General features: G+C 67.3%; 12 protein-coding genes. 4 read left to right on the top strand and 8 right to left on the bottom strand.

The window, feature by feature from the left end; all coding sequences use genetic code 11:
- Positions 1-17: 17 nt before the first annotated feature.
- The 6 genes from A5727_RS02575 to A5727_RS02600 all read right to left on the bottom strand — a co-directional run bounded on the left by A5727_RS02575 (position 18) and on the right by A5727_RS02600 (position 5,134).
- Entirely contained in the window at positions 18-704 is a 687-nt protein-coding gene (locus tag A5727_RS02575) for a queuosine precursor transporter (RefSeq protein ID WP_068243938.1), read from the bottom strand.
- Positions 705-803: 99 nt separating this feature from the next.
- Positions 804-1,793 (bottom strand): ABC transporter substrate-binding protein, encoded by a 990-nt coding sequence (locus tag A5727_RS02580; protein WP_068243941.1) that lies wholly within the window; start codon positions 1,791-1,793, stop codon positions 804-806.
- A gap of 22 nt (positions 1,794-1,815) precedes the next feature.
- The gene (locus A5727_RS02585) at positions 1,816-2,952 is read right to left on the bottom strand and encodes a YeiH family protein (protein ID WP_068243944.1); all 1,137 of its coding nucleotides are present in this window, start codon (positions 2,950-2,952) and stop codon (positions 1,816-1,818) included.
- A gap of 149 nt (positions 2,953-3,101) precedes the next feature.
- The gene (locus A5727_RS02590) at positions 3,102-3,899 is read right to left on the bottom strand and encodes an SDR family oxidoreductase (protein WP_068243947.1); all 798 of its coding nucleotides are present in this window, start codon (positions 3,897-3,899) and stop codon (positions 3,102-3,104) included.
- On the bottom strand, positions 3,899-4,504 hold the full coding sequence (locus A5727_RS02595; RefSeq protein ID WP_068243950.1) for a TetR/AcrR family transcriptional regulator: 606 nt from the start codon (positions 4,502-4,504) through the stop codon (positions 3,899-3,901). The genes A5727_RS02590 and A5727_RS02595 overlap by 1 nt, the downstream gene beginning before the upstream one ends.
- 24 nt (positions 4,505-4,528) lie before the next feature.
- The gene (locus A5727_RS02600; RefSeq protein ID WP_068243957.1) at positions 4,529-5,134 is read right to left on the bottom strand and encodes a LysE/ArgO family amino acid transporter; all 606 of its coding nucleotides are present in this window, start codon (positions 5,132-5,134) and stop codon (positions 4,529-4,531) included.
- 322 nt (positions 5,135-5,456) lie between these two features.
- Here A5727_RS02600 and A5727_RS02605 point away from each other — a divergent pair, with 322 nt between their 5' ends.
- The 3 genes from A5727_RS02605 (at position 5,457) to A5727_RS02615 (ending at position 8,109) form a co-directional block, all read left to right on the top strand.
- Complete coding sequence (locus tag A5727_RS02605; RefSeq protein ID WP_231991926.1) at positions 5,457-6,734, top strand: MFS transporter; 1,278 nt, start codon at positions 5,457-5,459, stop codon at positions 6,732-6,734.
- 159 nt (positions 6,735-6,893) lie between these two features.
- Positions 6,894-7,328 carry a hypothetical protein gene (locus A5727_RS02610; protein WP_068243960.1) on the top strand — a complete coding sequence of 145 codons (435 nt, stop codon included), beginning with the start codon at positions 6,894-6,896 and terminating at the stop codon, positions 7,326-7,328.
- A gap of 250 nt (positions 7,329-7,578) precedes the next feature.
- Complete coding sequence (locus A5727_RS02615) at positions 7,579-8,109, top strand: TetR/AcrR family transcriptional regulator (protein WP_286149969.1); 531 nt, start codon at positions 7,579-7,581, stop codon at positions 8,107-8,109.
- Between the two features lie 77 nt (positions 8,110-8,186).
- On the opposite strand, the gene A5727_RS02620 is transcribed toward A5727_RS02615, so the two are convergent.
- Together A5727_RS02620 and gabT are read right to left on the bottom strand one after the other, a co-directional pair.
- Positions 8,187-9,638: an NAD-dependent succinate-semialdehyde dehydrogenase gene (locus A5727_RS02620; protein ID WP_068243967.1), complete on the bottom strand. Its 1,452-nt coding sequence runs from the start codon at positions 9,636-9,638 to the stop codon at positions 8,187-8,189.
- A 131-nt stretch (positions 9,639-9,769) separates the two neighbouring features.
- The gene (gene gabT / locus A5727_RS02625; RefSeq protein ID WP_068243970.1) at positions 9,770-11,113 is read right to left on the bottom strand and encodes a 4-aminobutyrate--2-oxoglutarate transaminase; all 1,344 of its coding nucleotides are present in this window, start codon (positions 11,111-11,113) and stop codon (positions 9,770-9,772) included.
- Positions 11,114-11,225: 112 nt separating this feature from the next.
- Here gabT and A5727_RS02630 point away from each other — a divergent pair.
- The coding region (locus A5727_RS02630) for a PucR family transcriptional regulator (protein ID WP_157521183.1) at positions 11,226-12,822 on the top strand (1,597 nt) is incomplete at its 3' end.

Consider the following 12,822-nt stretch of genomic DNA (forward strand, 5'->3'; position numbering starts at 1 on the left):
TTCAGAGATCGCGCTTTTCAGACCATGGGTTCATAACTGGGCTCACGCTTCTTGATGAAGGCGATCACCCGGTAGGTCACGGGCAGCAGCACCACCTCGACCGCTGTCTTGTAGAACCATCCCAGCGCCGTGTAGACCGCGAAATCCTGAAATGTGCTGATACCGATGGCATTGGCGGCGATCGCGCAGAACACCAGGGAGTCGCCGAGCTGGCCCAGGAACGTCGATCCGATCAGGCGGGCCCAGAGGTGCTTCTCCTTTGTGCGCGCCTTGATCGCCACCACGGCCCACGCGTTGATCGTTTGCCCGACGAGGAACCCGGCCAGGCCGGCGACGATCAGCTGGGTGTAGGAGTGCACCACATTCTCGAAGTGTGGCTGGTTCTCGTAGAAGTCCGCCGCGGGCAGGTAGATGGTCACCCAGAAGGCGAACGCCGCCAGGGCGTTCATCGCGAAGCCGAGGATGATCGCGCGGCGCGCGGCGGCGAATCCGTACACCTCGGAGAGCACGTCGCCGATGATGTAGGTCAGCGGGAAGACGATGAACCCGCCGTCGGTGATGATCGGGCCGAAGGCCACCCCCTTGGTGGCCGTGACGTTGGAGATGATCACCAGCGCCGTGAACACCGAGACCAGGACCGGGTAGTACGCGGACCCGACCCGCGCGAAGCCTGGTGCGTGTTCGGTGTCGTTCACTTGAGCCATCCAAGCAGACCCCACCCGTCACCGCCCAAAACAGACGTGTGGGCTCATCTGTACGGGTGGATGACGGGCTGGCCGCCGACTGCGACGGAAATCAGACTGTCACGACAGCGCCTGCGCCAGCAGCGGTGGCAACTGCTCGGCCACCAGGGGGTACGACAACACCGAGGCGAACGCGATCGCCCCGGCCAACTCCCGGGTGGTGAACACATTGCGGTCGGCCGTGGTCGCACGCAGTGCTGCGATACGCGGGTCGGCCAGCAGGGCCGCCCGCTGCTCGTCGCTATCGGTCGTCCAGATCAGCACGTCAGCGGCGTCGAGCGCGGGCCCGATGTCTGACAACGGGATGACGGCGCGATCGTGACCGTCCTCGGTGAACTCGGTGAGGCTGTCGGGAATGACGAGGCCCATCTGGGTCAGGAACGCGGTGCGCCAGCCGGGCGCCGTGGCGATGACGCTGTCCTCCCACTCGGTGGTCCCCTGGAGAAGGAGCACCGACTTGTCCTTGAACCGCGGATTCGCCGCGCCCACGGCGGTGAACCGATCCTGGACATCCTTGATCAGCGCGGCCATCCGGTCTCCCGAAAAGGTGGCCCGGCCGACGGCAGTGGCCTGGTCGGTCCACGGCTCGAAGAAGGGTGCCCGCCCGGACTGCGGGAGCGTCGGGGCGATCGCCGACAGCTTCTCGTAGGTCGCCGCATCGCATCCCGCGTTGATCGCGACGATCAGGTCGGGCTTCAGGGTTGCGATCTGCTCGACCTGGATGCCGTCATCAAGGTGCAGCACCGTCGGTTGGGCTCCACCCAATGCGGACCGCGCCCACGGCCACACCGCGAAGGGTTCCGCGCCGAACCACTCGGTGGTCGCGATCGGGACGGTGCCGACCGCGAGCAGGTCGTCCTGTTCGGTGAACCCGGCGCTGACCACCCTCTTCGGCGGCGACGGGATGGTGGTTTCGCCGAACGCGTGCGAGAGGGTGACGGCACCGCTGTCGGGATTGGCGCCCGATGAGTCCGACGAGCAGCCTGTCGCCCACGCCAGACCGGCCACGCCCGTGGCGGTCAGGAACTCACGCCTGGTCCATGGCGTCATCGGCTGAGGCTAAGCGCAGCCGTCAGCCTCCCGTGGAGAAATTGCTGAACAGCAGCGCGGCCAGACCGAGGGCGGCCACGATGTTCACCACGGTCGCCGACGCGAACACCGCGATCGGGCGCCAACCCGCCTCGCGCAGACCCTTCAACGAGAACTCCAGGCCGATCGCCACGAACGCGAAGATCAGGAACCAGGTCCGCAGATCGTTGACGACACCGATGGTGGCCTTGCCGTCGGAGCCGGCGAACTGCAGATACAGCGTCCCGATGATCGATGCCGCGATGAACCCGAGCACGAACTTCGGGAATCGATCCCAGAACTGCCGCAGCGACGGACGCGCGGAAGCGTCGGTCCGCCGTTCGATCTTCAACGCGAAGTACGCCGTCAGCGCAATGGCCACGATGCCGATCAGCGCGTTCTGAGTGGTCTTGACAATCGTCGCGATCTGCAGGGCGTCCTCACCGGCGATCGCGCCCGCGGCAGCAACCGCGGCGGTGGTGTCGATGTTGCCGCCGATCCAGGCGCCGGCCACCGCGTCGGGGAGGCCGAGCAGCCGGGCCAGCCACGGAAGCAGGAAAATCGACGGCAGCGCGAACACGATCACCAGCGAGGCGGCGTAGGCCAGCTGTTCGCGTTTGGCCTGCACCGCGCCGGCGGCCGCGATCGCGGCGCTCACTCCGCAGATCGAGACTGCCGAGGCCAGCAGGGCCCGGAGTTTGTCGTCGAGTCCCAGGCGTCCGCCGAGCCACCAGGTGAACCCGAACACGATGGAGATCAGCAGGAGAGCCTGCAGGATCGCCGGGCCCGCCGCGGTCACCAACAGTTTCAGGTTGATCGAGGCGCCGAGCAGCACCAGGCCGGTCTTGATGAAGAACTCGGTGCGGAATCCTGCCGAAAGTGCATCGCGCACAGCGAGTTTGGTCAGCAGGACGTTCCCGAGGAGGCCGAGGGCGATCGCATAGACGGGGAACTCGATGGATTTGGCCACTCCGGCGAACGACGTGCCCGATGCCCACGTCGGGACGTTCGTCTCCAGGTATCGGGTGGCCGCACCGAGCGCGATCACCACCAGCACGCCGGCCGCGATGGTGCCGGTTGACGTTCTCTGCGGGGTGCCGGTGTCGTCGACGGGGGCGGTCTCGGTGTTCTGTTCGGTCACGGGATCACGCTGCCGGGGATCGCACCGACGAGGACGAGGGTGAGCAGGGCCAGGCCGACGATGACGGCGAGCCAGTCTTCGTTCATGGGCGCCGACCCTAGTGACCGCAGGGCGGCCCAGGCAGGGTTGTGCGCAGCCAGATCAGAACGCTAGGACTGCGAGACCCTCTTGTTCAACAGCCGGGTCAACCACGCGGGGCTGAAGCGGGAACCGAGCGCGAACACCTTGGTCTGGGTGCCTACGGGGAAGTGCACCTGGTGGATACGACGACGGATCCAGGACGGGTGGACGGCCTCGGCGATCGCGTCGGCGACGTCGGTGGGCGTGAGGTTGATGCCCAGTGACGACGTGCTGCCCGTGTGGATGTCGTCGGTCATCGCGGTCTGCACGAACAGGGGCCACATGTCGATGACCCGGATGCCGTCGGCGCCCCATTCGAGGTCCAGCGCCTCGGTCAGCGCGCGGACGAAGAACTTCGTCGCGCTGTACACCGCGAGTTCGGCCTGGCCGTAGATTGCCGAGGCCGAGGCGAGATTGACCAGCACCGACCCGGGGGTGGCGCGCAGGTGGGAGTGGGCCGCGTGTGCTCCGTTGAGCACCCCGACGCAGTTGACGTCGATCATCCGTCGCTGGACCGGCACCGCGATGTCTGCGAACTTTCCGGCCGCCAGGATCCCGGCGTTGTTGATCATCACGTCCAGTCGGCCGCCGGATGCTGCGACGAATTCGGCGATCCGAGTCGACATCTCGTCGAAGTCGGTGACGTCGAGGTGGCCGGTGTGCGCCACCGCGCCCAGTGCGGTGATCTCGGCGGACAGCGTCGCGAGCCCGGGTTCGTCGATGTCGTAGGCGCCGACCGCGTACCCCTGTCGGGCGAACGTCAGCGCGGTGGCGCGCCCGATTCCTGCCGCTGCGCCCGTGATGAACACGGTTCTGTTATGGACCATCAGCCCATTGTGTCGTGCCCGGCGCCCTCCAGGGTCAGCCTTCGGCTCAGGATGTCGAGACCATCGGAGATGGGGACGCCCGGCATCGGCGTTCCATCGGAACAGGCGATCAACACACCGACGATCGAGCCCGCGAGAACGCGGCGCTCGAAGTCCGGGAGGGGTTCGGTCAGGCGGGTCTTGAGGGCGTCGGCGATCAGCCCGATCAGTCGGACGTAGTCCGAGTAGAGAATGGCGCGCGCTTCGGGCACCGAGTACATCAGGCGCTGACCGCGGACGGCATTGTCCTGCTGTTCCGGAGTCAGCGCCGCGAAGGCGGTCCGGACGGCGTGCTTGTAGGCCTGCAGTGGCGCCATCTCCGGGGGCGCCGCGATGAACGCCTCGATGATCGGCGGGATCAGGTCGTCGTCGATGAGGACGTGTTCCTTGGCGGGGAAGTACCGGAAGAACGTGCGCGAGGAGATGTCGGCGGCCGCGGCGATCTGTTCGACGGTTGTGTTCGGGTAGCCGTTCCGCTCGAAGAGTCGGAAGGCTTCACGTCGGATGGCGTCCCGGGTCCGAATCTTCTTCCGTTCCCGGAGACCGAGCGGTTCACGGGCGTCCATTCCTACAATTGTTGCAGGTGCACCTCAGGAGGCTGCGAGGTGCACACCCAATGTCACCATCGTGACCGCAATGACACCGTCGAGCACTCGCCACGTCCCAGGCCTTCCCAACAACGCGGACAGTCGCGTCGCCCCGTAGCCCAGGGCCGTGAACCAGACCGCACTCGCGGTCGCCGCCCCGACGCCGAACAGCCACCGCGCATCCCTGTGCTCGTTGGCGAGCGCGCCGAGGAGTACCACGGTGTCGAGGTAGACGTGCGGATTGAGGAATGTCAGGGTCAGGCACGTCGCCAGCACGGCACCCAGTCGTGCCGGCGAGGCCTCGGCCGGGCTGAGCGCGCCCGGTGTCGCCGCGCGTTTGGCGGCCAGAAGGCCGTAGCCGACGAGAAAGGTCGCGCCGCCGAACTTCGCGACGGTGACGACGTCGGGATGCGCGGAGACGACGGCGCCGAAGCCGGCGATGCCGACCGCGATCAGTGCCAGATCCGAGACCGCGCACAGCGTCACCACCGCCCCGACATGCTCGCGGCGGATGCCCTGGCGCAGTACAAACGCGTTCTGTGCACCGATCGCGGCGATCAGCGTGATGCTGGTGAGGAATCCAGTCGCGAAGACCGCGGGCGGTGGCATGACAGTCACGGTAGGACCCGGTCTCATCTGAGTACAGCTAATGATTATTGATCTGCATTAGCAGAACTAATGATGAGAGCGCGCGGTCTCCGACGCCGACGCACAGGGTGTGAATCCCAGGGGACGCGGTTTCGGAAACCGGAGTCGCTGTCGATCTGCCCGCAGATCAGGGGCCTGCGTGACAGGCCTGGTCCCGTTGACGGCGAACCTCCTTCAGGCTAGCTTGAAGGCTCCACATTTCTACATATGTTCAAACTTCTCCCGAGGTTGCCGCTGCACAGCCTGTGCCTGCGAGCTGCGCGGGGACACTCCATGCGCGAATGTGGACCGTCGGCCCCCGCACGTCCAGGAAGGAAATACGGCACTGCCCGCGTTCACCACACCCCCGCTCGACCGCGCCGGACCGCGCGCTCGCGCAGCGGTTCTGGTGCTGTTCGCCGCCTTCGGCGTCGCCATCGGCACCTGGGCCGTGCACCTGCCCGAACTCAAGGAGTCCGTCGGTCTCACCGCGGGGCAGCTGGGCACGGTGCTGCTGGCGGTGGGCGTCGGCGCAGTCGTGGGCATGCAGGTGGGCGGAAGGCTGTCCGACCGCTTCGGAAGTGGGCCGGTCTCGCTGATCAGCGTGGCGGCGATGGCCCTGGCCGTCGTGGTTCCGATGTGCGCGGCCTCCATGGCACAGGCCATGGTGGCTGCCGTCGTCTTCGGGGTCTGCACCGGCACCGGGGACGTGGCGATGAATGTCGCTGCGGTCGAGGTGGAGCGTGACTACGAGCGACCCATCATGGGGCTGTTTCACGGGTTCTTCTCTGTCGGCACGGCACTCGGGTCATTGGGCAGCGCAGTGGGTTTCGCGGTCCAAGCCAAGGCTCCTGTGGTGATGTTGATCATCGGCCTGGTGAGCGCGGGGGCCGTGATCGCCGTCAAGCCTGCACTGTGGCGCCGATGGATGGGATCCGGGCCGGTCCAGGTCGAGGTGCCGCTCGAGGAGTCCGCCGAACCGGTCGACAAGTCCGCACGCTGGCGCAGACTGGCGGTCCTGGGAGCTCTCTCCTTCCTGCTGTTCCTGGCCGAGGGGTCGGCCATGGACTGGAGCAGCCTGCATGCGCAGGAGCACCGAGGGGCTTCACCGACCACTGGGACCATGGCCTTCACGGCCTTTGTGGGCGCGATGACGATCGGACGGTTCACGATCGATCGCATCGCGGATCGGGTCGGCGCGGTTCGGGTGCTGCGCTGGGGTTCGGCCGTGGCCACGGTCGGCGCGGTGCTCGTCGTGTCCACGGACTCGTTGATCCTCACCCTGTTGGGGTGGGCGATCTTCGGCCTGGGCATCTGCGGCGGAATACCGCAGGTGTTCACGGCCGCCGGCGCGGTCTCGGCTGGGTCGGGCAAGGAGTTGTCCTATGTCGTGGGACTCGGCTACGTCGCGACACTGTCCGGTCCGGCGGTCATCGGGTGGCTCGCCGAATTCGTCTCGCTCAATCAAGCCCTGATCGTGGTCCCGGTCGCCGTGCTGATCTGCGCATGCGGTGCGGGCGCCGTCGGTGGCGCGCGACTCGGGGCTCCCGAGAGCACGGACGCGACCGGTCCGCACGGCTAAACACAACTGATTCGGCGGTGACGCCCGCGGGTACACCAATCGCCAGATCAGGACCTTGGGGTCACACCGAAACCGACGGCTCGGGGCGCTTGTGGCACACTTTCAGCAGTGCCGTACCGCGGGGGTGATCGGCGCTCAGGGGGAGGGGCGGGTGCAGTCATGTCGTTGTCGCGTTCTGCCGGACGCAATCCGATCGCCGGCGCAGCCGGACACCGACCGGCGACGGGTGCCAATGAACCGCGGGACAGCGGTCCGTGCGCTTCGTCGCCATCGGATCCGGATGCTGACGGACGGTCGCCGGACGAACGGCAGGCACTGAGGGAACTGCTGATCGCCGCGGCGAATCAACTCGAACTGTGGACGAGGGGTCAGACGTGTGACGACTTCCGCCGGGAGTACCTCATCGAGTTGGTGTCGGAACTGCGCGCTGAGGCCAGCGACGTACTGATCAACCAGTCGAGCCTGTGGGCCGACGACGAGCAGTCCGACGAGCGGCGCCGTCTTGTCGCCGATCTCGCCGAGGAACAGCGCACACGGGTCCCGGCGGGTCGTGGCCCAACACTGGGCGGCGGCGATCCGACCGGGCCCGCCTGAGTCTGAGTCGGGCACTGTGCGACAACGGTTGGCCTGCACAGCCGTTGGCTGACGCTGAGGTCCGCGCAGACTCGCGCCGAGCGCAGCGAACCCTGCGGGTGGTGCATCACCGTCGGGCAGAGTTCGCAGGTGTGGCCTCCGGCCGGTGAAACGACTCGCGCTTGGCGTACCAAACCAGTCGAACATGAGGGAGTTGTAGTTGGGATCGCCGCCCAAAGACCAAGTTGCGTACGGAGAAGGGCGTCAGGCCTTGATCGTCGCGGCCGTGCGGCTCGTGGCCCGAGACGGGTTGACGAAGTTGACGTACCGATCGCTGGCGAAAGAGGCCAACGTGACGCACGGAACCATCCAGCATCATTTCAACTCCCTCGACGAGGTTCTGGAGGAGGCGCTCAACTACGCGCTGGAGGTCACCCTTCCGACCATCACCGAGGTGCAGGACGGCAGCGACCTGTACGGACACCTGGTCGATGTCATCCGAGAGAAGCCGGACGTGCAGGCGTTTCAGATGGAGATGGTTCTCGAGTCGCGGCACCGTCCTCGTCTGGCGGCGTACGTCAAGCACATCTACCGGATCTATCACCACTGCACTGAGGCCTCACTGGCACTGCTCGGTCTCGCCGACGACGAAGAACTGACCCAACTCGCGCTGGCCGTGGGGGACGGGATCATCTTCCAGTTCATCGCGATGGGACCAGAGCATGCGCCCAACGCTGAGGCCCAGATCCGCGGTTTGAGCCGGCTCATCTCGACCTACGCCAAGTCGCAGATCCGCGACTGAGCCGCGGCCACAACCTTTCTCGCCGAGGCCGCTGTCGGTGCGATCGCCGGCCAGCGAAGGCCGTGAGTCTCGGCGCGTCAGTCGCCGACGCTGAAGTACTGCGTCTCCTGGAACTCGTGCAGGCCGACCCGGGCGCCCTCCCGGCCGAGCCCGCTCTGGTTGGTGCCGCCGAACGGTGCGGACGGATCCGAGACGATCCCCCGGTTGATGCCGACCATCCCGGCATCGGTGCGTTCGGCGATCCGCAGCGCATCCTGCAGCCGTCCGGCGTAAACGTATGCGGCCAAACCGTATTCGGTCCCGTTGACCCATTCGACGAGTTGGTCCTCGTCGTCCCACACCACGACGGGCGCGACAGGGCCGAAGATCTCGGTCCGCAGGATCTCTGCATCGGCAGGCACACCGGTGAGCAGCGTCGGGGACACGTAGTAGCCGGTCGGCGGGACGTCGGCGGATGCGGCGATCTGGGCGCCGGCGCCGACGGTGGTGTCGACGAGTTCGCGGATTGTCTTCGCCGCTCCCGCGCTGATCATCGGGCCGATCTGGGACGCCTCATCGGCGGCGGGGCCGACACGCAGCGCCGAGATGGCTGCCCCGAACCGGGTGACGAACTCGTCGGCGATGTCGGTGTGGACGTAGAACCGATTGGCCGCCGTGCACGCCTGTCCGCTGTTGCGGAACTTGGCCACCATGGCACCTTCCACCGCGGCGTCGACGTCCGCGTCCGCGGTGACCACGAAGGGTGCGTTGCCGCCGAGTTCCATGCTGGCGTTGACGATCCGGGCCGCCGCCTGCTCCAGCAGCGTCCGGCCGACACCCGTCGAACCGGTGAAGGACACCTTCTTGACCCGGTCGTCGGCGAGCCACGTCGAGGCGATCTGGGCGGACTTGGCACTGGTCACCAGATTGACCACACCGGCGGGCACTCCGGCCTCCTCGAGCAGCCTGACGATGGCGATCGCGGTCAGAGGAGTCAGCGAAGCGGGCTTGAGCACGACGGTGCAGCCGGCGGCCAGTGCCGGCGCGATCTTCCGGGTTGCCATGGCGGCCGGGAAGTTCCACGGGGTGATCAATGCGGCGACCCCCACGGGGCGATGCGTGACGATGGTGCGGGCCAGGCCGGATGGGCTCAGGCCGTAACCGCCGTCGGTCCGCACGGCCTCCTCGCCGAACCAGCGGAAGAACTCGGCCGCGTAGATCACCTCGCCCCGCGCGTCGGCCTGGGTCTTGCCGTTCTCCGCGCTGATCAGCGCGGTGAGGCGATCGACGTCGGCGATCATCAGTTCGTAGGCCCGACGCAGGATGTCGGCACGGACCCGGGGCGTGGCCGCGGCCCAGGACGCGAACGCAGCCGACGCCGCGTCGACCGCGGCGGTGGCGTCTGCGGCCGCACCATCGGCGACCTCGGTCAGCGTCTGCGCGGTGGCGGGGTCGTCGACGGCGAACGTCGACGTGGCCGACCGGGATTCGCCTCCGATGATCAGACTCTCGGTGGCGCGCAGCCCCGTGATGATGGCATTGATGGACATGATTTACTCCTGGAGATCAGAGGCCGCGCGGGCGGACGGCGTCGATGTGTTCCCGCGCGCCGACAGGCGTTCGGTGAGTTGGGTTCTCGACTTCTGTGTGACAGGTCAGAGATGTGCTGCCGTGACGGTCGTCAGTTCTCCCGGAAGGCCTGCTCCAGGATGTCCAGTCCCTCGTTGAGCAGGTGGTCCGGCATGGACAGCGGCGGCAGGAACCGCAGCACGTTTCCATAGGTGCCGCAGGTGAGCACGATCAGACCCTGCGCGTGGGCGTACGCCGCGATGCGCGCCGTCAGGGCAGCGTCGGGTGTCGTGGTGCCCTCCTCGACGAGTTCGACGGCGATCATCGCGCCGCGGCCACGGACGTCGCCGATCCGGGCGTCGGACGCCGCCAGCGCGCTGAGCCGAGCCAGCATGGTGTCGCCGATCTGGCGGGCCCTTTCGAGAAGGTTCTCGGAGTCGATGGTGTCGATCACCGCGAGTGCTGCGGCGCACGCCAGGGGATTGCCGCCGTATGTGCCGCCAAGGCCGCCGGCGTGGACGGCATCCATGATCTCGGCCCGCCCCGTCACCGCCGACAGTGGCAGGCCGCCCGCGATGCCCTTGGCCGTCAGGATCAGGTCGGGAACGACATCCTCGTCCTCGCAGGCGAACATCTGGCCCGTGCGTGCGAAGCCCGACTGAATTTCGTCGGCGACGAAGACGACGTCGTTGCTGCGGCACCACGCGGCCAGGGTCGGCAGGAATCCCGGAGCGGGGACGATGAAGCCGCCCTCACCCTGGATCGGCTCGATCACCACAGCGGCGAGGTTGTTCGCGCCGATCTGCTTCTCGATCACGGTGATGGCGGTCTGCGCCGCGGCAGCGCCGTCGAGTCCACCGTCGCGGTACGGATACGACATCGGCGCGCGGTAGACCTCAGAGGCGAATGGGCCGAAGCCCGACTTGTACGGCATCGACTTCGCGGTCAGGGCCATGGTGAGGTTGGTTCGGCCGTGGTACGCGTGGTCGAACGCCACCACGGCTTGGCGGCCGGTGTAGGCCCGGGCGATCTTGACCGCGTTCTCGACAGCCTCGGCGCCCGAGTTGAACAGGGCGGTGCGCTTGTCGTGCTCACCGGGCGTGATGCGGTTCAGCGCCGCGGCCACGCGGACATAGCTCTCGTAGGGGGTCACCATGAAACAGGTGTGGGTGAAGTCCCGGACCTGATTCGTGACCGCGTCCACGACCCGCGGAGCGCTGTTGCCGACCGTGGTCACCGCGATGCCGGTGCCGAAGTCGATCAGCGAGTTCCCGTCGACGTCCACGACGACGCCACCGCCAGCCGCCACCACGTACACCGGAAGCGTGGTGCCCACACCGGCGGCCACGGCGGCCTGCTTCTCGCCCTGCAGCGCCACCGATTTCGGACCCGGGATGGCGGTGGCGAGATGGCGCCGCTGGGCCACGCCGAATGCGGTGGTCTCGATGGTGGTCACTGTGTCTCCTGTCGCTGGTCGACCCGATGGGTGAACCGTAGGCAACGGCGGTCGCGTGGGCGAGGGACAGAACGCACAGTGCGTAGGCAATCTGTTGTGCAATTATGTCCACATGGTGGAGGTCGCGGCGCTTCTCGACGATCCCGAGCTGGCCCTGAAGGCGCTGGTTCTCGCGGAGCCGGGTCAGGAGATCCGCTGGGTGGCTTCCAGCGAACTGCCGGACCCGACGCCGTTCTTCCAGGGCGGAGAGCTTCTTCTCACGACTGGCCTGCAGACTGCGGCATGGACCACCGAATGGAGGACGTACGTCGAGGCGCTGGTTCGTTCCGGCACCGTCGGCGTGGGATTCGGGATCGGCATCAACTACACCCAGGTGCCCCGACGGCTGGTCTCCGCGTGTCGAGGAGCGGGGTTGAACCTCTTCGAAGTGCCTCGGCCCACGCCGTTCGTCGCGATCAGTCATCGTGTCTCCCGTCTTCTGATGCAGGAGGAGCAGGCCTCGGCGGGCGAGGCCCTGGAGTTCCAGCGCAGGCTCACGGCGGCGGCAGCCAAGCCGAACGGTGCCCGCGCGGTGCTGCCGGTACTCGCCCACGCGCTGCAGGGCGCCGCGGCACTGCTCACGGTCGACGGGGACGTGCTGATGGGTCCCGTGGGCGCGCGCCGTGGTGACCTCGATCTCGGCCGCGTCGCGGAGGAGATCCTCGTGCTGAGAAGGCAGAAGCACCGAACGTCTGCCGTGTTGGCCGATCCGTCCGGCACGACCGTCGTACAACCTGTGGGCACGGCCAATCGCCGCTCACCGATTCTGGCAGCGCTCGGCCCTCCGAGGCTGACACTGAGTCAGCGCAGCGCGGTGACGACGTCGGTGGCGCTGCTGGGACTCATCGCGGAGCAGGAGCACCAGGCCCAACAGGGCCGGCGCATCGTGTCCGGCCGGGCCGTGGAACTGCTGGTGGCCGGTGACTGGAGCACCGCGGATGTCGTCCTTGGCATCGATTCCAGCGCGCCGGGCATCCCGAAGACGATCCGCATCGTGCACGCCGCGGGTCCCGCCGAGATGCTGTCTGACGCACTCGACATCGCCGAAAGCCATTCGGGCATCGGCACAGCGCGAGACGGTCAGCTGTGGGTGGCCATCGCCGATTCAGGCGCGGCCGTGCTGGCCGACCGGCTGGCGCGCATCGGGATGACGGTGGGGGTGGGCAGCCGAGGCGCGCCCGATGACGCGCCGGACAGCCATCGCACTGCGGGAATTGCTCTGACACAGGCGACGTCGGCACACCCGGTGGTCGGTTGGGACGATCTCGTGCATCGGGGGCCGTTGGGGCTCATCGATCCGGCAGATGCGGCCCAGTTCGCGACTGCACTCCTCGGTGAGATGACTGAGGAACAGATCACGACCCTGCGCTGCTTTCTGACCCATCACGGATCGCATCTGAAGGTGAGTCAAGCGCTGGGGATTCACCGAAACACGGTGCGCAACAGATTGGCGATGATCGAGACGAAGCTGCGTGGATCGCTGGAGGATCCACAACTTCGGGTCAATGCCTGGGTCGCGCTGCAGACATTGCCCGAAAGTGGTGTGGGGGGGCGGGGGGGGGGGGCCCCCCACACCGGAAGCAACAGGTGCGCCGCCAGAAGCCCGGGCATAAAAAAAAAAACCCCGCCACGCGAGCAAAGAGAAGAAAGAGCGGGGGGGCCCGCGAAGC

The sequence above is a fragment of the Mycobacterium sp. ACS4331 genome, assembly GCF_001667265.1.
Classification (GTDB): domain Bacteria; phylum Actinomycetota; class Actinomycetes; order Mycobacteriales; family Mycobacteriaceae; genus Mycobacterium.